Consider the following 21,107-nt stretch of genomic DNA (forward strand, 5'->3'; position numbering starts at 1 on the left):
CCCACCCTACGAGCGGTGGCCGCGCAACAGCCACCACCGGGCGGTCAGACCGACCAACAGCGCCCAGAACGCCGCTTCGACACCGCCGATCGTGGTGCCGGACGCGGCGACGACGAGGGTGAGGACCGCGGCGGTCGTCTCCGCCGATCGCGCGTCGCCGGACTGTCTGCCGCCGTGCAGGGCACCCTGCAGGGCGCCGCCGAGCGCGCCGAGCAGCGCCAGCCCGGCGACCGTCTCGACGACACCGGACGGCGCCAGCGTCACCAGCGTCGTCAGCGCTGCCGAGGACAAGCCGAGCAACAGATAGGTGGCGCCACTCGACGCCGCAGCGATCCACCGGCGCGAGGTGTCGGGTCCGGCGTCCGGTCCGGCGGCCAGTGCCGCGCTGATCGCCGCCAGGTTGATCGCGTGCCCACCGGCAGGACCTCCGGCGATCGTCCCGGCTCCGGTCACCAGCATGCTGGAACGCCACGGCACGGCATACCCGAAGCCGCGCATGACCGCGACGCCCGGAATGTTCTGCGAGGCCATGGTGACCACGAAGAGCGGAAGGGCGATCCCGAGCACCGCCTGCACCGAGAGCTGCGGCATGACCGGCGCCAGGGTCGGCAGCAGCGGGTGCGATCTGAACGACGTTCCGGTGCGGGCCAGCTCGATGCCGATGACGGCGCTCGCCGCCATGAACGCGCCCGGGACCGCCCAGCGGGGTGCCATCCGCACGAGCAGCAGCCAGCAGAGGACCACCGGCAGCACGTCCCACGGATGTATGGCGACAGCGCGCACCGGCTCCAGACAGAGCGGCAGCAGCACCCCGGCGAGCATGGCCTGGGCGATGGTGGCCGGGATCCGGGCGATGAGGTCGGCCAGGCCGGACCAGAGGCCGGTGACCACGATGAGCACACCGGTCAGCACGAAGGCACCGGTCGCGGCGGGCCAGCCTCCGGCGACCGCCCCGGAACCGGCCAGCAGCGCCGCGCCAGGCGTCGACCACGCGAGGGTGACCGGGATCCGGTGGCGCGTGGCGAGGACGATGGCACCGCAGCCCTGCAGCACGGTCACCGCGAGCAAGCCGGAGGCCGCTTGTGCCGGGTCGGCGCCGACTGCCCGTAGACCGGTCAGCACGACGGCGAACGAACTGGTGAATCCCACGAGTGCACAGACAATTCCGGCGATGACCGGAGTCGCGTCCCTCGTGCGCCGCGCGGGTACAGTGTCGAGCATGTGGTGTTCCGTTCACGAAACGTTCTGTTCATGGAACGCTAACGTCCGAGACTCGTCCGCGTCGCAGGCGTCCAGCAGATGAGCGCGCGGGAGACCTCGGCCGCGGTCGGTGCGCGGATCCGCGGGGCACGTGAGAGCCGTGGCATCAGCATGTCGGCGCTCGCTCGGGCGGCCGGCATCGGCAAGGCGACGCTCTCGCAGTTGGAGGCGGGCGAACGCAACCCGACGATCGAGACGCTCTACGCGATCTGCGAGCCGCTGCAGTTGCCGCTGTCGGCGCTCGTCGGCGCGGCCGGTGGCGCACGTGCCGCGGCGGCAGGCGGCATGCGCACCGTGCTGCTCGATCTGCGCCGGCGCGCCGACGGTGCCACCGTCGAAGTGTTCCGCCTCGAGTTCCCCGCCGGTGCGCGTCATACCTCCGCTGCGCACGGCGCCGATGTCACCGAGCATCTGGTCGTGACCTCCGGCAGGGTCAGGGTCCGCAGCACGTCCTCACGCGTCGTGGCCACGGGGGAGTCGGCGACGTGGACCAGTGACCGCAAGCACTCGTATGCCGCGGTCGGCGGACCCGCAGAAGCAGTGCTGGTGATCACCACCCCGACGGCGTCGGAACCGTCGGCGGCCCAGAACCGTCGATAGCCGGGACAGGGATCGCCATGGGACGCGATCCGGCTGAAAACCTTTGGGAGGACTAAGGATCATGGTCGACGAGCAGCACCGTGCGGTGTCGGAGTCGCGACGGGCAGTGGCGCGCCGCAGTGTGATGGCCTCCGCCTGGGCGGCACCGGTCATCCTCACAGCGGCCGCAGCACCGGCACACGCGGCGAGCGGATCCGGCTTCGATGTCGCGCTCGACCCGCCGCAGATGGGCAGCGGCTCGGTGCTGTATGACGCGGACTTCACCCGCATCTACGTCGCCGGCGAGCCGGTGGGGTATGTCGTGGCCAACCATGGCAACGAACCGGCGCCCGGCGGCTTCCCCATGTCGGTCACCTGCGACAACCGGGTCTGGGAGGTCACGGCGGTCAAGGGTGGTTTCGGCACCGCGCGCGCGGACCTGCCGATCACCGCACGTGTCCAGGATGGTCATGCGACGACGGTGACCTTCACCATCCCGGAGGTCATCCCGCCGCACACCGACAGCTACACCGGCTTCTTCGTCTCGGTGACGAGCGATTTCCGGGCCGCCTATCCCCACGATGGCATCAGCTCCGTACCGTCTCCGACACGGTGGGAGGTCACCCCGCCTCCCGGCGACACCGATGTGGCCGACAACGCAGTGCACTATGCCGGCTACACCGACCAGGGACCGGCAGACATCTGGGGAGCCGTGGTCACCCGCATCGCCGCGGAAACGGTGTCGTGGGCGGACGGGACGACCCTGCGTCGTCCCACGACCGTGGCGGTGAAGTCCGTGGGTCCGACGCCGACACCGGCCGGCTCGCGCATCCGGCTGGCCACCGACGCGCGCATGAGCACCGACATCTCGGTCACCGACGTGACGGTCAACGGCGTCGCGTCGTCACTCACCAAGGAGAGCTCCTCGGTGTGGCAGGGAGAGCTGCTCCAGGTCCCGTTCCTGCTCGGCAGCCGCCTGAACGCCGGCGACGTCCTGCGCTTCGACATCGAGTATGCCGATGCACCATCGGGCGCGCCCGCGTCGCCCAGCCCGGGCCAGACGAACTTCACGCCGCCGGACGCCCAGCTGAATCGGTCCGATCAGCGGGCCCAGGAGCTGTCCTACTTCACCAACTGACGCGTCACCGGCAGGCGGCCGAGGGACCGGCCGGCTGAACCCGTCTCAGCCCCAGTTGGCCAGTTTCGTCACGCAGAACGGGTGGCCCGCCGGGTCCAGCAGCACCGTCCAGCGGTCTCCGCCCGGTTGCTCCTGCGGTCGAGTGGCGCCCAGCTCGACCAACCGGGCGCACGCCGCATCCACGTCCTCGGCCGCCAGGTCGAGATGGAACTGCTTGCGGCCGTCGTCCGGCCAGGAGGGACGCTGATAGTCCGGTGTCTGCCCGAAGCCGAGTCGTTGGTCACCCTGCTGCAGCATGGCGTAGCCGTCGCCCTCGTAGGCAACCTGCCAACCGAGCGCGCCGCCGTAGAACTTCGCCATCGCCGCCGCGTCGTCGCAGTCGATGCTGACCATGCCGATGCTGACCGTGCCGATGCTGACCGTGCCCCTCGGGCTGGTCGGGGTGCTGTCTGCCATGTCCGGCTCCTCGGATCGAAGATCGCTGTCATCCCATCCTCGTAGGCTGCTCGGCATGTCGACTAGGACATTCGCGACACGCGACGGCGTGATTCTGGAGCCGCAGCGCTTCGCCGAGCATGCGATGCTGAGCCGGCCGGCGTGCCACCCGGCGCTTCAGCCCTGGATCGAGCACTACTGGACGGTGCAGTGGCAGCTGCCCGACGGGGCGGCATACCGCTCGTCACTCGTGCCGGTGGCGCAGGCCCATCTCACGGTCGAGTCCGGCGGGTGCCGTCGAGCCGGCGCCGCCGGGCCGGGTGTGTTCGTGACCGGGGTGGTCAGCACGAGTCGCTTCGACGTGATGCTCGTCGGCGCCGGCAGCGTGGTCGGCGTGAAGTTCCGGCCGGGCGCGATGACTGCGCTGACCGGGGTGCCCGCGGACCGGGTGCGCGACATCGTCCTGCCGGCACGCGACCTGGTGGCCGGTGCCGATCGATTGGCTGGACTGCGTGCGGAGCAGCCGGACGCCGTCGACCGTCTCGACGAGTTCTTCCTCTCCCTGGACGCGGGGGACACGGCCGCACTCGACCAGGTGGGCGCCGTGGTCGCCTGCCTCGAGGACTCCACGCCGGCGATGTCCGCGGCCGAGCTGGCCGACCGCTGCGGCATGAGCCTGCGGTCCCTGCAACGGTTGTGCCGGCACTACATCGGCGTCGGGCCGCAGTGGCTGGTCGCGCGGGCGCGGGTGCACACTGCCATCGCCCGCCTGCACGACGGCGACCACGGCACACTGGCCCAGCTCGCCGTCGACCTCGGTTGGTTCGACCAGGCGCACTTCGGCCGCGACTTCACGGCGCTGGTCGGTGAGTCTCCCGGTGCCTACCGGGACCGGGTGCGCGCGGGCGCCGATTACGGTTGACGCGTGCCCGAACACCTCATTCTGCTCGCCCCCTCCGCCAACCGCGTGTATGCCGCGGACGCTGCGCGCCTCGGCGAGGCCGAGTTGCGCGCGATGGCGGCGGGTTTCGGCCTCCCAGAACCCGCCGTCTCGTCCACGAGGGTGGCCGGCGTCGACTATCTGGCAGTGCGGACCGGGGCTGCGCTGGACCGAGACGCGCTGCGGGTACTGTCCGAGCTCTCCGCGGCCCACGCGCTCTTCCGCCGCGAGGGCGGCCTGCTCGCCCCCGTGCCGCTGGAGCGGCGCTCGACATACCCCGGTGACCTGGTCACCATCCAGAAATACCAGGGCAAGACCAACGAGCAGTGGACCCGCCTGCTGCTCAACGTCACGGCGGCGGCCACTCGTGACCCGCAGCGGCTGCTGGACGGCACCCTGCAGGTCCTCGATCCGATGTGCGGCCGTGGCACCACGCTCAACATCGCGTTGTCCCTCGGTCTCGATGCGACCGGGATCGATCTGGACACCAAGGACTTCCAAGCCTATTCGGCCTTCATCAAGACCTGGATGCGACAGCACCGGCTGAAGCACTCGGCCGACGAGTCGGTGCTGCGGACCAGCGGCCGCACCCGCGGGAAGCGACTGCAGATCGAGGTCGCGGCCTCCAAGGACGCCCACAAGACAGGGGACGTCCAACGGGTCACCTACCTGTCCACCGACACCACCGACGTCGACGGACTGCTGCGCGCGCGCAGCGTGGACGTGATCGTCACCGACACCCCCTACGGCGTGCAACACGGCTCCCACGGCGACCGTCTCGCCCGCAGCCCGCTGGACCTGCTCGAGCGTGCCCTGCCGCAGTGGCTCCGTGTGCTGCGGACGGGCGGCGCGATCGGCTTGTCCTACAACCGGCACGTCGCCCCCCGCGACGAACTCGCGGCGCTGCTGACCGCGCACGGGCTGACACCTGTCGACGGCTCACCGGACGAGTTCCGGCACCGCGTCGACGCCTCCATCGACCGAGACCTCATCGTCGCCCGCAGCCCCGGGTGACCGTAGGGTGGTGCGTTGCCCGCACCACGTCGATACACCTGGAGGCCGCAGATGGCTGATCCGGCACGCGCCCGCAAGATCGCCGAGCGCACCAAGACCCTCGTCGCCGACTACGTCGAGCGCCGCGTCAAGGACGAACGCCTCGGTTTCGTGACGATCACCGACGTCCGGGTGACCGGTGACCTGCAACACGCATCGATCTTCTACACCGTCTTCGGATCCGACGACGAACGCGCGAACACCGCTGAAGCCCTTGAGGACTGGCGCGGCCGCATCCGCTCGCACGTCGGCAAGGGGCTCGGCATACGGCTGACACCGTCACTGGAGTTCATCCCCGACGCGATCCCCGAGGGTGCCGCGCACATCGAGGAGGCCCTCAAGGCTGCGCGCGAACGCGACGAGGAGCTGGCGCGCGCCAAGTCCGCCGCGTCCTACGCGGGTGACGCCGACCCGTACAAGAAGAGCGGCGACGACGCAGCAGAGGACGTATGACGCCGGACGGCCTGTTGCTGGTCGACAAACCGGCCGGCTGGACCAGTCACGACGTCGTCGCCCGGACCCGGCGCCTGGCCCGCACCCGTCGGGTCGGCCACGCCGGCACGCTGGACCCGATGGCGACCGGGGTGCTGGTTCTCGGCATCAACAAGGCGACCAAACTGCTGACCTTCCTGGTCGGCTGCGACAAGACCTACACCGCGACGATCCGGCTCGGGCAGTCGACGATCACCGACGACGCCGAGGGCGAGGTCACCCGCTCGTATGACGCCGCAGGCCTCACCCACGACGCGGTCGCCGCGGCGGTCGGCGAGCTGCGCGGCGAGATCCAGCAGGTGCCCAGCGCGGTCAGCGCGATCAAGGTGGACGGCGTGCGTTCCTACGCCAAGGTGCGCGGCGGTGACGAGGTCAGGTTGCAGCCACGACCGGTGCGGGTGAACCGGTTCGACATACTCGCCGAACGGCCGGTCGCCGGCGACGCGGGGACGTGGTACGACGTCGACGTCGAGGTGGAGGTCTCGTCCGGCACCTACGTCCGCGCCCTGGCCCGTGACCTCGGCGCGGCGCTGGGCGTCGGCGGACACCTGACCGCCCTGCGGCGCACCCGGGTGGGCCGCTTCGGGCTCGAGGACGCCACCCCGCTGGACGAACTCGCCGCGCGGGTCGACCGCGACCAGCCGCTGCCCATCATCGGGATGGGCGCCGCCGCCGCGGCCCAGTTCCCGGTGCGCCGGATCAGTGACCAGGAGGCCACCGACCTGCGGCACGGCAAGCGGCTGGCCCGCCGGCCGGAACCGGTGGACCTGTCCGCGGCGATCACCGAGGCGGGGGAACTGGTCGCGATGCTGGACGAGAGCCGCCCGGTGCCGGTGTCCCGGGTCGTCTTCCCGGCCTGAGCCGCCCCCGGACGTTTCCTCGCCGAATATTTCGCGGGACCCCGACCGGCCGGCCGCACTCGTCGGCGGTCATCCACCAGATGCGACGGCGTCGCGTCAGTGGCTATGCTCGGGACATCATGGCCACCACCACTACCTCCGCACCCACCGCGCTCGGCAGGGCGCGCGCCTTCGTCGCCGATTTCAGCCCGGCGGAACGCCGTTCGGTGCTGCGTATGACGGCAGCCGTCGTCGCGCTGCACGTCCTCGGCTGGGGCACGCTGTTGTTCGTGGTGGCTCCGCAGCACTTCTCGCTGCCTGCCGAGGCCGGCCACGCCCAGGCGTTCGGTATCGGTCTCGGCGTGACGGCATACACGCTCGGGATGCGGCACGCCTTCGACGCCGATCACATCGCGGCGATCGACAACACCACCCGCAAGCTGCTGTCGGACGGCAAGCGGCCCATGTCGGTGGGCTTCTGGTTCTCGCTCGGCCACTCCAGTGTCGTCTTCGGGCTGTGCTTCCTGCTCGCGCTCGGCCTGAAGGCACTCGCCGGATCGGTCGAGAACGACAACTCGACCCTGCACACGATCACCGGCGTCGTCGGGGTGACCGTCTCGGGCACCTTCCTGTGGATCATCGGCATCCTCAACCTGATCGCCTTCATCGGCATCATCCGGGTCTGGCGGCGCGCCCGCCAGGGCGACTTCGACGAGGCGGAGCTGGAGCACCACCTCAACTCCCGAGGATTCGTCAACCGCATCCTGGGCGGGCTGACCAAATCGGTCACCAAGCCGTGGAACATGTACCCCATCGGCTTCCTGTTCGGCCTCGGCTTCGACACGGCGACCGAGGTGAGCCTGCTGGTGCTCGCCGGCGGGGCCGCTGTCTCGCTGCCCTGGTACGCCATCCTCACCCTGCCGGTGCTCTTCGCCGCCGGCATGAGCCTGCTGGACGCCGCCGACGGCGTCTTCATGGCCAAGGCCTACCGATGGGCGTTCGCCAAGCCGTTGCGGCGGCTCTACTACAACGCGACCGTCACCTGGCTGTCGGTGTTCGTGGCCCTGGTGATCGGCACCATCGAGCTGAGCTCCGTGCTGTCCGACCGGTTCCAATGGACCGACGGTCCGATCGCCGCCATCGGCTCGGTCGACCTGGACGGCGTCGGATTCGTGATCGTGGGCGTCTTCGTGGCGACCTGGCTGCTGGCGATCGCCGCCTGGCGGGTCCTGCGCCTGTCGGAGAAGGAATGGTCCGCGGGCTAAAGTTGCGGCCGTGCTACGCGTATCCCAGCTGACCGAGATCCCCGCCGACTTCGGTGAATGCGTGGTCACCATCGGCAATTTCGACGGCGTCCACCGCGGTCATGCCGCGTTGCTCCGCCGGGTGGTCCAACGAGCCAGGGCCCGCGGCGTCCGCTCCTGTGCGGTCACCTTCGACCCGCACCCGCTGCAGGTGCTCCACCCCGAGCGTGCGCCGGAGCTGATCGCGTCCTCGGCCACCCGGCTCCAGCGGCTCGCCGCGGCCGGCCTGGACGCCGTGCTGGTGCTCGACTTCACCCGTGAACTCGCGGCGATGACGCCCGAGGAGTTCGTGCACGACGTCTTCGTCGACGGCCTGCACATCGTCGAGGCCGTGGTCGGCGGCGACACCCGGTTCGGTGCCAAGAACGCCGGTGACGTGCAGACGCTGCGCCGGCTCGGCCACAAATACGGATTCACGGTGGAGGTGCTGGCCGACGTCGGGGAGGGGCATCGCATCTCCTCGACCGACATCCGCAGGGCGCTCGGCGCCGGAGAGGTGGATGTGGCGGGGCGGCTGCTGGGCCACCTGCACGACGTCCGCGGCGTCGTCGTACGCGGTCTGCAGCGCGGCCGGGAGCTCGGTTTCCCCACCGCCAACCTCGGCGGCAAGCCGGAAGGTCTCGTCCCCGCCGACGGGGTGTATGTCGGTTGGCTGGTGCGCGAGTCGGTCCCCGTCGACGACCCGGAGCACCGGATGCCGGCCGCCATCTCGGTCGGCACCAACCCGACGTTCGACGACGTGCCCGAGCGCACCGTCGAGGCCTACGTCCTCGATCGCGACGATCTCGACCTGTATGACGAGACGGTCCGTGTGGAGTTCGTGCGCCGGTTGCGCGGCAACACCAAGTTCGGATCGGTCGAGGCGCTGGTGGCGCAGATGCACCGTGACGTCGACCAGGCCAGGGAGATCTGTCGCGCGCATCCGGCCCGGTCGGGCACAACCGACACTGCCTGACCGGTTGGTTAACTGGCGGGTAGGCTCCGATGCCATGAGCACCCCACGAAGTTTCTCCCCCGCTTCGCTCCTCCGAATACTTCGCGGGGACCCCGCATGACGAAGTCGCTCAGCGAAGAGCAGCCCGACCTCGCGGTCGTCGAAGGCCGTGCCCGCTCCGTGGCGCACCTTTTCGCGGACCGGGTCGCCAAGACCCCGAGCCGTGAGGCCTTCCGCTACCCGGTGGGGGAGCAATGGCGGTCGATGACCTGGAGTCAGGTCGACGAGCGGGCGCGTCGCATCGCCGCCGGGCTGGTCGCGCTCGGCGTCGAGCCGGAGGACCGGGTCGCCGTCGCGTCCGCGACCCGGCTGGAGTGGGCGCTCGCGGACCTCGGCATCATGCTGGCCGCAGCGGCGACCACGACGATCTATCCGTCGACCACCGCCGACGAGGTGCTGTTCATCGTCTCCGACTCCGGCAGCACCGTCGTGTTCGCGGAGAACGACCAGCAGGTCGCCAAATTGCGTGGCGGTCGTGACGTCATACCGTCGGTGACCAAGGTCGTGCAGATCGACGGCGCCGGCGACGGCGACTGGGTGATCGGCCTCGACGAGCTGGAGCAGCTCGGCACGGCCCACCTCACCGAGCACCCGGGGGTGCTCGACGACCGGATCGAGCAGCTGACCCCCGGGTCGCTGGCCACCCTCATCTACACCTCGGGCACGACCGGCCGCCCCAAGGGCGTGCGGCTGCCACATGACGCGTGGACCTACGAGGCCGCTGCCGTCGACTCGGTCCGGATCCTCGGCGAGGACGACGTGCAATACCTGTGGCTGCCGCTGGCCCACGTCTTCGGCAAGGTGCTGCTGACCCTGCCACTGCAGATCGGCTTCCCGACCGCCATCGACGGCCGGGTCGACAAGATCGTGGAGAACCTCCCGACCGTGCAGCCGACCTGGATGGGTGCCGCGCCGCGCATCTTCGAGAAGGTCTACGGCCGCATCACCACCATGATGGCGGGGGAGGGTGGCGCCAAGGCCAAGCTGTTCGACTGGGCCAGCGGCAACGCACGCAAGGTCGCCGCGGCACGAGCGGCCGGAGACACGGTGGGGCCGGTGCTGGCCGCCCAGCACGCCGTCGGCGACAAGATCGTGCTCGGCAAGATCCGCCAACGCTTCGGCGGTCGCGTGCGGTTCTTCATCTCCGGCTCCGCCGCACTCAACCAGGACGTCGCCCGCTGGTTCGACGCCATGGGTATGCCGATCCTCGAGGGCTACGGTCTCACCGAGACCTCGGCGGCTTCCTGTGTGAACCGGCCGGACGCCAACGTGGTCGGCACCGTCGGCTGGCCGGTCCCCGGCACCGAGGTCAAGATCGCCGACGACGGTGAGGTGCTGGTCAAGGGGCCGGGCGTGATGCAGGGCTACCGCGGGCTGAACGACGTCACCGCCGAGACGCTGGTCGACGGGTGGTTCCACACCGGCGACATCGGTGAGGTGCTGCCGACCGGGCACCTGCGCATCACCGACCGCAAGAAGGACCTGTTCAAGACCTCCAACGGCAAATACGTCGCGCCGAGCCTCATCGAGGCCACTTTCAAGGGCATCTGTCCCTACGCCTCGCAGTTCGTGGTCGAGGGTGACGGCCGCAAGTTCGTCTCTGCGCTCATCACGCTCGACGAGGAGAGCATCGTCGACTGGGCCGCCGCGCACGGCATGGACGGAGCCGACTACCGCACCATCGTCTCGTCCGACGCGGCACGGGAGATGGTGCAGGAGTATGTCGACGAGCTCAACCTGGGGCTGAACCGCTGGGAGCAGATCAAGAAGTTCATCATCCTGCCCCGGGACCTGACGGTCGAGGAGGGCGAGATCACCCCGAGCCTGAAGCTCAAGCGCACCGTGGTCACCCGCAAGTTCAAGGACGACCTGGACGGTCTCTACGACTGAGCTCTCTGCTTCGACTCCTCGCAGCCCGGTCCTGGACTCAGGCTCGCAAGCTCGCTCTGCGTCCAGTGCCGGGCTGGTCGTCGTCTCGCGGGCGTCCGCTTGTCGCGTGGTGGGGTTTGTGTGGCCTGTCGCCAATCGCAACGTTTCGCGTGTGGGCCGGCGCACCATACCCTGGTGCGCATGGCAGGTGAGTCACTCTTCCCGAAGCTCGAACCGTTGCTGGAGAAGGTCAGCAAACCGATCCAGTATGTCGGCGGTGAGCTCAACTCGACCGTCAAGGACTGGCACTGTGGTGGGTTCGGGCCCGGTGGCGAGGAGCAGACCGTCCGTTGGACGTTGATGTACCCGGACGCCTACGAGGTGGGGCTGCCCAACCAGGGCGTGATGATCCTTTACGAGGTCCTCAACGAGCGCCCGGACACCCTCGCCGAGCGGTCCTATGCGGTGTGGTCCGACATGGAAGCGGCGATGCGCGAGGCCGGGGTGCCGCAGTTCACCGTCGACGGGCATCGTCCGGTCCGGGACTTCGACGTGTTCGGCTTCTCGATGTCCACCGAACTCGGCTACACCAACATGCTCAATGCGATCGACCTGGCCGGCCTGCCGCTGCACGCCGCGGACCGGCGGGAGCGCGACCCGATCGTGTTGGTCGGCGGCCATGCGGCGTTCAACCCCGAGCCGGTCGCCGACTTCATCGACGCCGCGGTGCTCGGCGACGGTGAAGAGGCGCTGCTGCAGATCACCGACGTCATCAAGGCGTGGAAGTGCGAAGGACGTCCCGGCGGCCGGCGTGAACTGCTGCTGCGGCTCGCCCGCACCGGCGGTGTCTACGTGCCTGCGTTCTACGACGTCGACTACCTGCCGGACGGACGGATCAAGCGGGTCGCGCCCGCGCCGGACGCGCACGGTGTCCCGTGGCGGGTGTCCAAACACACCGTGATGGACCTGGACGCGTGGCCCTACCCGAAGCAGCCGCTGGTGCCTCTGGCGGAGACCGTCCACGAACGGATGTCGGTGGAGATCTTCCGCGGCTGCACCCGCGGGTGCCGCTTCTGCCAGGCCGGCATGATCACCCGGCCGGTGCGCGAGCGATCGATCACGGGCATCGGTGAGATGGTCCAGCAGGGTTTGGCCGCAACCGGTTTCGAAGAAGTCGGGCTGCTGTCGCTGTCCTCCGCGGATCACTCCGAGATCGGCGACATCACCAAGGGGTTGGCCGATCGATACGAGGGCAGCCAGACCGGCCTGTCGTTGCCGTCGACGCGAGTGGACGCCTTCAACATCGACCTGGCCAACGAGTTGACCCGCGGTGGGCGGCGCTCGGGCCTGACCTTCGCACCGGAGGGCGGTTCGGAGCGGATCCGCAAGGTCATCAACAAGATGGTCTCCGAGGACGACCTGATCAACACCGTCGCCGCGGCGTTCTCCGCCGGCTGGCGGCAGGTGAAGCTCTACTTCATGTGCGGGCTGCCGACCGAGACCGACGAGGACGTGCTGCAGATCGCCGACATGGCCAAGCGTGTCATCGAGACGGGCCGGAAGGTCAGTGGCCGCAAGGACATCCGCTGCACGGTCTCGATCGGCGGTTTCGTGCCCAAGCCGCACACACCGTTCCAGTGGGCCGCGCAGTTGGGTGCGCAGGAGACCGACGCCCGGCTCGCCAAGCTGAAGGACGCGATCAAGTCCGACCGGCGGCTGGGTTCGTCGATCGGCATGCGCTATCACGACGGCAAGCCGGGCATCGTCGAAGGACTGCTGAGTCGCGGCGACCGCCGCGTGGGTGCGGTCATCGAGGCCGTATGGCGCGACGGCGGCCGCTTCGACGGCTGGAGCGAGCACTTCAGCTACGACCGCTGGATGGATCGCGCGGCGGAGGTCTTCGACGGCTCACCGGTGTCGGTGGCCTGGTTCACCACCCGCGAGCGGGGCGAGCACGAAGTGCTGCCCTGGGACCACCTGGACTCCGGCTTGGACAAGGACTGGTTGTGGGACGACTGGCAGGACGCGATCGACGAGAACGAGGTCGAGGACTGCCGCTGGACCCCGTGCTACGACTGCGGCGTGTGTCCGCAGATGAACACCGAGATCCAGATCGGCCCGACCGGCAAGAAGCTGTTGCCACTGACCGTCGTCTGACCCCTTCCCCTTCTCGCCGGATCTCGGTGAATCGGTGGGGCGTGGGAGGTGGGTCGAAGGTGCGTCAGTCGCGGCTGATCGACAGTGCCTTCGTCATCGTGGTGAACAGGTCGGTCTGGTTGGTGACACCCTCGACGCGGTAGGCCTCCGGCCCGGATGCGGCGACCCGGATCTGCGTGCCGGTGTGCTCCTGGCTACCGCCGGGTTCCGACGCGGTGGCGTAGCTGATCGTCATCGGCGCGTTGTCGGCGGTCGTCAGGGTCGCGGTGACGCCGGCGGTGGTGCTGCCGGCCGGGACGATCTGGCTGGTGTGACCGTGGTCGCCGGTGACGATCACCAGCGTGTTCCGGTGCTTCTTCTGGTAGGCGAGTGCGACACCGACGGCGCGGTCGAACTCCACCTTCTCGCCGATCTGGCCACACGGGTTGGCCGCATGGTCCTGCTTGTCGATCGAGGCACCCTCGATCTGCAGGAAGAAGCCCTTGCCGTGTTTCGCACCCTTGCCCGAGCGGCTGAGCCGGTCCAGCCGGTCGATGGCCACATCGGCGATTGTGGACAGGTGTGGCTGGGATGCGTCACGGTGGGTGTTCACGCTGCACCGGGCGGCCGGAGTGTTCTGGTGCGTCGGCGTCGGACCGACCCACTCCAGATCGAGGTTGCCCGGAGCGAAGCTGCCCAGCACCGGCTTGTCCCGTGGTGCGGTGCGCAGTTGCGCCGCCGTGGTCGCCACGAAGTAGCCACGCGAGCGCGCCTGGTCCAGGACCGTCTGTCCGGCATACCGCCCGGCGGTTACCTGCTGCTCGAAGTATTTGCCGCCGCCGCCGAGCAGCACGTCCGGGCGCGTCTGCACCAGTTGCTCGGCGATCGAGCCGGCGCCGCCGTTCTCGCGGGCATCGCTCGGGCACAGCCTGCTGGTCTCCTGCGGGCCCTTGCAGTCGCGGTCGGACACGTGCGCGCCGAGGACTGCGGGGGTGGCGTCCTGGACCTCCGCGGTCGTCACGTCACCGGTGCGGTAGCCGGCGCGCTGGGCCAGCTCCAGCACCGTCGCCTTCCGGCGACCGTGGGTGTCGACGCTGATGGCGCCGTTGTAGGTCTTGGTGCCGGTCGCCCAGCCGGTGCCGGAGGCAGCCGAGTCCGTCACGTAGTCAGGGGTGTTCGTGCCCTTGCGCACCGAGTAGGTCGTGTAGGCGCCGGTGCTGTCCAGCCGGTCCAGGTTCAGTCGGCCGTCCGCGCCGACCTGGTAGTTGCGCGCAGCGGTGATCTCCGAGTCGCCCATGCCGTCGCCGATCAACAGGATGACGTTGGCCGGCTGGTGGCCGCGATGCCCTGGGTGCGCGGCCGGCGCTGCGGCGGCCGTGGCCGTGCCGGTGAGCGCGACCACGGCGGCGAGGGCGCCGAACGCCTTGCCCCGGTGGGAGATCCGGCAGGCAGTCGAGCGGAATGAAGTCATGAAGTGATCCCTCCGTCGGTCGGCGGGGTTCGGGTGAACCTGACGGGGGCGCCGGCCGGGAGTGATGCAAACGGATCCAGCTGACCGGCAAGGAAGCCGGCGATCAACAGCAGGTGAACCTCGGATGTGCTCAGTCGTCGCCCACGGTGAGCCGCAGGTGTATGACGTCGCCCAGCCCGACGCGCTCCGCCCGCTGGACCGCGACCTTGACCGGGACGAGGTAGCCGCCGTGGCGCGGAAAGATCGAGGTGGTGAAATCGGTGCCGCCGATCCGGCCCCGGGCCGGGATGCAGCCCCAGCCGTAGGTGACGTCGCGGGCGATCTGTGCCAGTTCGTCTGCGTGTGCCGGCGGCAACGGCGCGAAGAGGTATGGCGCAGGGCCTCGCCACTCGATGATCTCGGCGTCGAACTCCAGCTGCACGCCGACCAGCCTAGGCGGAACGGACACTCCACCGCGCGTCGTGCAGGTGCACGGCGATCCCGCGGGCGACGCCTCCGGTCAGGGGGCTCCGGTGGTCAGCGCGTAGCCGCCGACGACGGCCAGGCCGACCGACAGGACGACGGCCAGCGGGATGCGCACCGCCGGCCGGAACCGGGTCAGCCCGGCAGCAAGGGGGACCAGCAGGGTGAACGCCGGCAGCAGGTAGCGGGGCCGGGACCCGAAGTAGCCCGACGTGCCGATCGTCATCACCAGCAGCACCACGCTGAAAACGGTGAACCCGACCGGCAGGCCGTCCCGGGCACCCTTCCAGATCAACCACACCATGGCCAGCAGGGCCGCGATCAGCCCCACGCCCTTGAGCGTCTCCACCCCTCCGGCGTGCACCATCCCCGACAGCCAGTGCGCGAAATAGCGGCCGCTGTCCCAGCTGCGGTTCCAGCCCTCGGTGACGTGGAAGTAGCCCAGCAACTCGTCCTGCCGGACGGCGACATACGCCAGGTAACCCAGCAGGCCGAGCGGTGCGACCACGAGCGCGGGCAGCACCCGTGCCCACGGTTCCTTCCCGCGTTGTCCGACCAGCAGCGCGGCGACGCAGACGGCTGCGACGACCGCTGCGCCGGTGGGACGGGTCAACCCGGCGAGACCGGCCAGCGCCCCGGCGACCAGCCACCGCCGGTGTGCGACGGCGAAGAGCGCCCATGCGGCCAGGGCGCACAGCAGGCCCTCGGTGTAGGACATCGACAGCACGATGGCGTAGGGGTACATCGCCCACAGGACCACGGTGATCAGCGCGACCCGCCCATCGGTCACCCGGGCGGTCACCGCGTGGATGCCGGCCGCGGCGGCGAGCGATGCGACCCAGTTGATCGCCATGCCCAGATCGACCAGCGGCAGGTGCACCAATGTGTGGATGCCGCGCTCGAGCAGCGGCAGCAGCGGGAAGAACGCGTAGTCCGAATGCATCCCGTCGTGTGCCGCGACGGTGGTGCCGTAGCCGTGCTCGGCGATCCGGGCGTACCACTGGCCGTCGTACCGCGTCAGCATGTGGTGCAACGAGCCCGCGTCGCGCAGTCGCAGGACCAGCGCCAGCACGCCGGTGCCGACCAGCCGGACGGCCACGAAGGCGAGCAGGGCGTATGGCGTCTCCCGCCACGAACCGCCGCGGGATCTGCTGCGGACTCGTGACCCCCTGGCTGCCATCCGGCAAGAGTAGGCAGCGCACCGTCGCCGGACGCCGTCGGCCGCGCCGGGGGTACCCATTACCGTGTCCCGGTGGCCAGACAACGTGTCCCCGAAGGACCCGCACCCGAGCCCGCCGTCCAGCGATTGCGCGTGCGCTATGCCAAGCGCGGCCGGTTGCGCTTCTCCTCGACCCGGGACTTCCAGCGCGCCCTGGAGCGTGCGGTGCGCCGGGCAGGGATCCCGGTGGCATTCTCGGCAGGATTCCACCCGCACCCCAAGATCAGTTACGCCAACGCCGCACCGACCGGCACGGCGAGTGAGGCGGAGTACTTCGAACTGCAGCTGACCCGGGAATGTGCGCCGGACCGGTTGCGCGCCGACCTCGACGAGGCGTTGCCCGGCGACCTGGTCGTCCTCGATGTCGCCGAGGCGCTGCCCGGTGCACTGGCCGATCGGTTGACAGCGAGCTGCTGGCGGCTGGACTTCGCCGCCGACGACGCGGCGGCGGTCGCCGCGGCGGCAACAGAGCTGCTCGCCCGCGACGACGCGACAGTCTCGCGGATGACCAAGCGCGGTGAGCGTGAGTTCGACGTACGGGCCGCCGTCGCGAGCCTCACGGCCGACGGAGCGGTGCTGACCATCGTGCTGCGGCATCTCACCCCGCTGGTGCGGCCGGACGACGTCCTCACCGCGCTCAGCACGTATGGCGGACTTCACCCGACACGGCCGCCGCAGGTCACCCGGCTCAGCCAGGGCCCGCTGCGCGAGGACGGCGCCATCGCCGACCCGCTGCGGTGATTCGGACGCACTGCGAACGTGCGTCCCGACGATCCGGCGCCCGGATGTGTGCGACAATGACAGCGGTCGTCGGCAGTGCCACAACCTGTTCGACGCCCCGTTGGCAGCCAACTCGAGCCCGCGAGATCTCGCGATCAGCCGAGTGCAGGACCGACGGCGTCCGACCTCAGGGTGCCGCGAGATGACGCGAACCCTGGGCGCGACGTAACAGACGACTTTCGCGTCACCGCGGGCTGATTCGCCCGTGCGTGACGGCCCAACCGCGACATGCGGGTGTGCAGGCGCTGCCTCGTTGTGGGTCACTCGCATGCTGACGAGAGATGAGGGCCATGGCCCCGCAAGAGACCAACCCGTTCCTGGCACCGACAGCAGACACCACCGAGAGCGCCCCGTCGGAGCCGACGCGGTCCACGGCAGCGATGAACTTCGGCCTGCTCTTCCAAGCGCCCGACCCGCAGACCGTCGCACCGCCCCGACGGGAGCCGGACAGCCGGCGCGACGACTCGCGTGGTGGCGACGACGATGCGGACGGCAACGGCGGCAACGACCGCAACAACGACCGCAACAACGACAACGGCGACGGCGATGGCGACGGGCAGGGCGCCAACCGCTCCCGTCGCCGCGGCGGCCGGGGCCGGCGCAGCAAGGACGACGCGGACAACGGGTCCGAGAAGAACTCCGAGAAGAACTCCGAGACCGATTCCGGCAAGGGCAAGGGCTCAAGCCGGGGTTCCCGGAAGGGCGCCGACAACAACAACGACAACGGCAACGGCAACAAGAACGGCACCAACGACGCGGACGCGCAGAGCTCCGACGACGACACGAAGGGCGGCGACGGCTCCGGCGAGGAGGCCGGATCCGGCGACAAGGCCGACGAGGGTGAGGCGTCCGAGGGCAACGGCCGGCGCCGCACCCGCCGCCGGCGTCGCAGTGGCGGGGCGACCGAGGGCGACGACCCACCCGGCACCGTGACGAAGGTGCGCGAGCCGCGCAAGGACCGCGACGAGGTCACCGCGATCAAGGGATCCACCCGCCTGGAGGCCAAGAAGCAGCGCCGGCGCGAGGGGCGCGAGGCCGGCCGGCGCCGTACCGTCATCACCGAGGCGGAGTTCCTCGCCCGCCGCGAGAGCGTCGACCGCCAGATGGTGGTGCGGGAGAAGGCCGGCCGCACGCAGATCGGCGTGCTCGAGGACGGCGTCCTGGTCGAGCACTACGTCTCCCGCGAGGTGCAGCAGGCCTCGATGGCGGGCAATGTCTACCTCGGCAAGGTCCAGAACGTGCTGCCCAGCATGGAAGCCGCCTTCGTCGACATCGGCCGCGGCCGCAACGCCGTGCTGTACGCCGGCGAGGTCAACTGGGATGCGGCCGGCCTCGAGAACGGCCAGGCCAAGCGCATCGAGAACGCCCTGAAGTCCGGGGACACGGTGCTGGTCCAGGTGACCAAGGACCCGATCGGCCACAAGGGCGCCCGGCTCACCAGCCAGGTGTCGTTGCCGGGTCGATTCCTGGTCTACGTGCCGGGCAACTCGATGACCGGCATCTCCCGCAAGCTGCCCGACACCGAACGCGCGCGGCTGAAGAAGATCCTCAAGGAGGTCGTGCCGCACGACGCCGGCGTGATCGTGCGTACGGCGGCCGAGGGCGCCAGCGACACCGAGCTGCGGGCCGATGTCGAGCGGCTGCAGGCACAGTGGGAGAAGATCCAGTCCGACGCGAAGTCCGCCAGTGCCCCCAGCCTGCTGCACGGTGAACCCGACCTAACCGTGCGCGTCATCCGCGACGTCTTCAACGAGGACTTCAGCAAGCTGGTCGTCGCCGGTGACAAGGCCTGGTCCCAGGTGCACGACTACGTCGGTTCGGTCGCGCCCGACCTGGCGGAGCGGCTGCAGAAGTGGACCGGCGAGCACGACGCGTTCGCGGTGCACCGCATCGACGAGCAGCTCGCCAAGGCGATGGACCGCAAGGTCTGGCTGCCCAGTGGCGGTTCGCTGATCATCGACCGCACCGAGGCGATGACGGTCATCGACGTCAACACCGGCAAGTTCGTCGGCTCCGGCGGCAACCTCGAGGAGACCGTCACCAAGAACAACCTGGAGGCGGCCGAGGAGATCGTCCGCCAGCTGCGGCTGCGCGACATCGGCGGCATCATCGTCGTCGACTTCATCGACATGGTGCTGGAGTCCAACCGCGACCTGGTGGTGCGACGGCTGCTGGAGTGCCTGGGGCGCGACCGCACCAAGCACCAGGTCGCCGAGGTCACTTCGCTCGGGCTGGTGCAGATGACCCGTAAACGCGTCGGGTCCGGCCTCGTCGAGGTCTTCTCCGAGCCGTGCGAGCACTGTGGCGGGCGGGGCATCATCGTGCACGCCGACCCGGTCGACAAGCCGTCCGGCAGTTCCGGCGGCGGCAACGGCAAGTCCCGCAAGGGGAAGGCCAAGAAGCAGGCCGAGGAGCCGGCGAAGCCGTCCGGACCGACCGCCGCACAGATCGCCGCTGCAGCCCATGCCGCTGCGCAGTCGGGCGCGAAGTCGGAGGACCACGGCGCACCGGCCGGCCATGACACCCATGACACCCATGACACCCACGACACCCATGACCTGCAGGCCGCCCAGGACATGCAGGACGCTGCGGCACCGGCCGGCGAGGCAGGCGCGATCGTCGACACGGGCGAGCACACCGGGCCGGCCGATGAGGCCGGCAAGCCGGCCAAGAAGGCGCGCGGCGGCAAGAAGCGCGCCCGCAAGGCGGCCGAGCAGGATGTGGCCGAGCAGTCCGCGGAGCAGCCGACGACGGGCACCGCTCCCGCGGTGACCGGTCGCGCCGGCTCACAGCGGTCGGCCACGCCGACGGCCGAGACACCGCAGGCGCCGGCACCGTCCGCCCCCGAACACGGCGAGGCCACCGACGCCGCGGCACCGGTCCGCCGGATCACCGGGCGGGCCCGCCGCCGGGCGACTTCCGCGGCGGGTGCCGCACAGCACGTCGAGGCGCCGGCGGTGTCACCCACCGCGACAGTGGCGGCGGCCGACGCAGCACCGGCCGCCACCGCAGCGTCCGACACCGTGTCCGCGCCAGTGGCGACCCCGCCCGAACCGGTCAAGCCGCAACGCAGGAAGCGAGCCCGGGTGGTCGCTCCCGCGGGCCCGCCGGCCGCCGACGCCGAATGAGACCGGTTGACGCTTACCTGCAGTCACCCCGGTCCGGGGCGTGAGCCGGGTCACCCGGCCGCTGCCCGATCCGACGATTTGGAGCATCACCGGCCCGGCCCGTAAACTCGTGCCTCGGTGTGCCCACCGCGCGGGCGTCCCGGTTCTCCCGGGGTAGCTGCCTGCCGGTCCCTGACAAGTGCGCATCCATGACGAAAGAGAGTTCCGACGTGTACGCGATTGTTCGCGCAGGCGGTCGCCAGGAGAAGGTCTCCGTGGGCGACGTCCTGACCATTGACAAGGTCACCACCAAGGCCGGCGAGAGCATCGAGCTCAAGCCGCTGCTGCTGGTGGACGGCAGCACCGTGACGACCGACGCCGCCAAGCTGGCCAAGGTCACCGTCAAGGCCGAGGTGATGAAGGCCGCCAAGGGCCCGAAGATCACCATCGTGAAGTACAAGAACAAGACCGGCTACCGCAAGCGCCAGGGCCACCGTCAGCCGCTGACCCAGGTCAAGGTCACCGCCATCGAGGCTTGATCACCCCACGAAGTTTCTCCCCCGCTTCGCTCCTGCGAATACTTCGCGGGGACCCCGATCTTCGTTCCTGAACTCATTTCTCAAGTAAGGGCTTAGCAAATGGCACACAAGAAGGGTGCGTCCTCGACCCGCAACGGTCGGGACTCCAACTCCCAGCGACTCGGCGTCAAGCGCTTCGGCGGCCAGGTCGTCAACGCTGGCGAGATCATCGTCCGCCAGCGCGGCACGCACTTCCACCCCGGCGAGGGCGTGGGCCGTGGCAAGGACGACACGCTCTTCGCGCTGCGCGCGGGCGCGGTCGAGTTCGGCGCCAAGCGCGGCCGCAAGACCGTCAACATCGTGCTTGCCGACAGCACCGAGGCCTGAGCAGGTAGCCTCCGAGCACCAGCCAGCAGCACCTCGAGCGGAAGGGGTGGGTGCGAGATTCTCCGGGCCCACCCCATCCGCCGTCATACACAACCCGCCACGAGAGAAGCGGGGCCCCCAACCT

The 21,107-nt window shown here is 69.9% G+C and carries 19 protein-coding genes; 14 read left to right on the forward strand and 5 right to left on the reverse strand.

Features of this window, described 5'->3' with window-relative positions:
• Positions 1 to 6: 6 nt before the first annotated feature.
• Positions 7 to 1,221, reverse strand: a complete 1,215-nt coding sequence (locus ACTHL4_RS09340) for a benzoate/H(+) symporter BenE family transporter (RefSeq protein ID WP_440282480.1) — start codon at positions 1,219 to 1,221, stop codon at positions 7 to 9.
• Between the two features lie 78 nt (positions 1,222 to 1,299).
• Between ACTHL4_RS09340 and ACTHL4_RS09345 the strand changes: the two genes are divergently transcribed.
• Together ACTHL4_RS09345 and ACTHL4_RS09350 are read left to right on the forward strand one after the other, a co-directional pair.
• A complete protein-coding gene (locus tag ACTHL4_RS09345; protein WP_440282481.1) occupies positions 1,300 to 1,860 on the forward strand; it encodes a helix-turn-helix domain-containing protein in 561 nt (186 codons plus the stop codon).
• A gap of 61 nt (positions 1,861 to 1,921) precedes the next feature.
• Positions 1,922 to 2,977, forward strand: a complete 1,056-nt coding sequence (locus tag ACTHL4_RS09350; RefSeq protein ID WP_440282482.1) for a hypothetical protein — start codon at positions 1,922 to 1,924, stop codon at positions 2,975 to 2,977.
• Positions 2,978 to 3,022: 45 nt separating this feature from the next.
• Here ACTHL4_RS09350 and ACTHL4_RS09355 read toward each other — a convergent pair whose 3' ends face one another.
• Positions 3,023 to 3,433, reverse strand: a complete 411-nt coding sequence (locus ACTHL4_RS09355) for a VOC family protein (RefSeq protein ID WP_440282483.1) — start codon at positions 3,431 to 3,433, stop codon at positions 3,023 to 3,025.
• Positions 3,434 to 3,488: 55 nt separating this feature from the next.
• Between ACTHL4_RS09355 and ACTHL4_RS09360 the strand changes: the two genes are divergently transcribed.
• The 8 genes from ACTHL4_RS09360 to ACTHL4_RS09395 all read left to right on the forward strand — a co-directional run bounded on the left by ACTHL4_RS09360 (position 3,489) and on the right by ACTHL4_RS09395 (position 13,060).
• Positions 3,489 to 4,334, forward strand: a complete 846-nt coding sequence (locus ACTHL4_RS09360; RefSeq protein WP_440282484.1) for a helix-turn-helix domain-containing protein — start codon at positions 3,489 to 3,491, stop codon at positions 4,332 to 4,334.
• Positions 4,335 to 4,337: 3 nt separating this feature from the next.
• The gene (locus tag ACTHL4_RS09365) at positions 4,338 to 5,366 is read left to right on the forward strand and encodes a TRM11 family SAM-dependent methyltransferase (RefSeq protein WP_440282485.1); all 1,029 of its coding nucleotides are present in this window, start codon (positions 4,338 to 4,340) and stop codon (positions 5,364 to 5,366) included.
• 51 nt (positions 5,367 to 5,417) lie between these two features.
• Positions 5,418 to 5,858, forward strand: a complete 441-nt coding sequence (gene rbfA, locus ACTHL4_RS09370) for a 30S ribosome-binding factor RbfA (protein ID WP_440282486.1) — start codon at positions 5,418 to 5,420, stop codon at positions 5,856 to 5,858.
• Positions 5,855 to 6,757: a tRNA pseudouridine(55) synthase TruB gene (truB, locus tag ACTHL4_RS09375; RefSeq protein WP_440282487.1), complete on the forward strand. Its 903-nt coding sequence runs from the start codon at positions 5,855 to 5,857 to the stop codon at positions 6,755 to 6,757. The genes rbfA and truB overlap by 4 nt, the downstream gene beginning before the upstream one ends.
• 119 nt (positions 6,758 to 6,876) lie before the next feature.
• Positions 6,877 to 8,001, forward strand: coding sequence for a HoxN/HupN/NixA family nickel/cobalt transporter (locus tag ACTHL4_RS09380; protein WP_440282488.1), 1,125 nt, complete (start codon positions 6,877 to 6,879; stop codon positions 7,999 to 8,001).
• A gap of 10 nt (positions 8,002 to 8,011) precedes the next feature.
• Positions 8,012 to 8,995 carry a bifunctional riboflavin kinase/FAD synthetase gene (locus tag ACTHL4_RS09385; RefSeq protein WP_440282489.1) on the forward strand — a complete coding sequence of 328 codons (984 nt, stop codon included), beginning with the start codon at positions 8,012 to 8,014 and terminating at the stop codon, positions 8,993 to 8,995.
• Between the two features lie 96 nt (positions 8,996 to 9,091).
• Positions 9,092 to 10,924, forward strand: a complete 1,833-nt coding sequence (locus tag ACTHL4_RS09390) for an AMP-dependent synthetase/ligase (RefSeq protein ID WP_440282490.1) — start codon at positions 9,092 to 9,094, stop codon at positions 10,922 to 10,924.
• Between the two features lie 180 nt (positions 10,925 to 11,104).
• Positions 11,105 to 13,060, forward strand: a complete 1,956-nt coding sequence (locus ACTHL4_RS09395; protein ID WP_440282491.1) for a TIGR03960 family B12-binding radical SAM protein — start codon at positions 11,105 to 11,107, stop codon at positions 13,058 to 13,060.
• 64 nt (positions 13,061 to 13,124) lie between these two features.
• Here the strand turns inward: ACTHL4_RS09395 and phoA are convergent, their stop codons facing one another.
• From phoA to ACTHL4_RS09410, 3 genes are all read right to left on the reverse strand, one after another.
• The gene (gene phoA, locus ACTHL4_RS09400; protein WP_440282492.1) at positions 13,125 to 14,510 is read right to left on the reverse strand and encodes an alkaline phosphatase; all 1,386 of its coding nucleotides are present in this window, start codon (positions 14,508 to 14,510) and stop codon (positions 13,125 to 13,127) included.
• Positions 14,511 to 14,640: 130 nt separating this feature from the next.
• The gene (locus ACTHL4_RS09405) at positions 14,641 to 14,931 is read right to left on the reverse strand and encodes a DUF1905 domain-containing protein (RefSeq protein ID WP_440282493.1); all 291 of its coding nucleotides are present in this window, start codon (positions 14,929 to 14,931) and stop codon (positions 14,641 to 14,643) included.
• Between the two features lie 78 nt (positions 14,932 to 15,009).
• The gene (locus tag ACTHL4_RS09410; protein WP_440282494.1) at positions 15,010 to 16,152 is read right to left on the reverse strand and encodes a glycosyltransferase family 39 protein; all 1,143 of its coding nucleotides are present in this window, start codon (positions 16,150 to 16,152) and stop codon (positions 15,010 to 15,012) included.
• 72 nt (positions 16,153 to 16,224) lie between these two features.
• On the opposite strand from ACTHL4_RS09410, the gene ACTHL4_RS09415 reads away from it, so the two are divergent.
• The 4 genes from ACTHL4_RS09415 to rpmA all read left to right on the forward strand — a co-directional run bounded on the left by ACTHL4_RS09415 (position 16,225) and on the right by rpmA (position 20,983).
• On the forward strand, positions 16,225 to 16,932 hold the full coding sequence (locus ACTHL4_RS09415; RefSeq protein WP_440282495.1) for a TIGR03936 family radical SAM-associated protein: 708 nt from the start codon (positions 16,225 to 16,227) through the stop codon (positions 16,930 to 16,932).
• Positions 16,933 to 17,261: 329 nt separating this feature from the next.
• A complete protein-coding gene (locus tag ACTHL4_RS09420) occupies positions 17,262 to 20,099 on the forward strand; it encodes an Rne/Rng family ribonuclease (RefSeq protein ID WP_440282496.1) in 2,838 nt (945 codons plus the stop codon).
• Positions 20,100 to 20,308: 209 nt separating this feature from the next.
• Positions 20,309 to 20,617, forward strand: coding sequence for a 50S ribosomal protein L21 (rplU, locus tag ACTHL4_RS09425; RefSeq protein WP_440282499.1), 309 nt, complete (start codon positions 20,309 to 20,311; stop codon positions 20,615 to 20,617).
• Positions 20,618 to 20,716: 99 nt separating this feature from the next.
• On the forward strand, positions 20,717 to 20,983 hold the full coding sequence (gene rpmA, locus ACTHL4_RS09430) for a 50S ribosomal protein L27 (protein ID WP_440282497.1): 267 nt from the start codon (positions 20,717 to 20,719) through the stop codon (positions 20,981 to 20,983).
• Positions 20,984 to 21,107 lie beyond the last annotated feature (124 nt).

This window comes from Flexivirga sp. (assembly GCF_051955415.1).
Lineage (GTDB): Bacteria > Actinomycetota > Actinomycetes > Actinomycetales > Dermatophilaceae > Flexivirga.

Bases quoted from the DNA above. Each gene is read 5' to 3' on its own strand.
- ACTHL4_RS09340 (WP_440282480.1), bottom strand. From the start codon at position 1,221: ATGCTCGACACTGTACCCGCGCGGCGCACGAGGGACGCGACTCCGGTC.
- ACTHL4_RS09345 (WP_440282481.1), top strand. From the start codon at position 1,300: ATGAGCGCGCGGGAGACCTCGGCCGCGGTCGGTGCGCGGATCCGCGGG.
- ACTHL4_RS09350 (WP_440282482.1), top strand. From the start codon at position 1,922: ATGGTCGACGAGCAGCACCGTGCGGTGTCGGAGTCGCGACGGGCAGTG.
- ACTHL4_RS09355 (WP_440282483.1), bottom strand. From the start codon at position 3,433: ATGGCAGACAGCACCCCGACCAGCCCGAGGGGCACGGTCAGCATCGGC.
- ACTHL4_RS09360 (WP_440282484.1), top strand. From the start codon at position 3,489: ATGTCGACTAGGACATTCGCGACACGCGACGGCGTGATTCTGGAGCCG.
- rbfA (WP_440282486.1), top strand. From the start codon at position 5,418: ATGGCTGATCCGGCACGCGCCCGCAAGATCGCCGAGCGCACCAAGACC.
- truB (WP_440282487.1), top strand. From the start codon at position 5,855: ATGACGCCGGACGGCCTGTTGCTGGTCGACAAACCGGCCGGCTGGACC.
- ACTHL4_RS09380 (WP_440282488.1), top strand. From the start codon at position 6,877: ATGGCCACCACCACTACCTCCGCACCCACCGCGCTCGGCAGGGCGCGC.
- ACTHL4_RS09390 (WP_440282490.1), top strand. From the start codon at position 9,092: ATGACGAAGTCGCTCAGCGAAGAGCAGCCCGACCTCGCGGTCGTCGAA.
- ACTHL4_RS09395 (WP_440282491.1), top strand. From the start codon at position 11,105: ATGGCAGGTGAGTCACTCTTCCCGAAGCTCGAACCGTTGCTGGAGAAG.
- phoA (WP_440282492.1), bottom strand. From the start codon at position 14,510: ATGACTTCATTCCGCTCGACTGCCTGCCGGATCTCCCACCGGGGCAAG.
- ACTHL4_RS09410 (WP_440282494.1), bottom strand. From the start codon at position 16,152: ATGGCAGCCAGGGGGTCACGAGTCCGCAGCAGATCCCGCGGCGGTTCG.
- ACTHL4_RS09420 (WP_440282496.1), top strand. From the start codon at position 17,262: ATGGCCCCGCAAGAGACCAACCCGTTCCTGGCACCGACAGCAGACACC.
- rpmA (WP_440282497.1), top strand. From the start codon at position 20,717: ATGGCACACAAGAAGGGTGCGTCCTCGACCCGCAACGGTCGGGACTCC.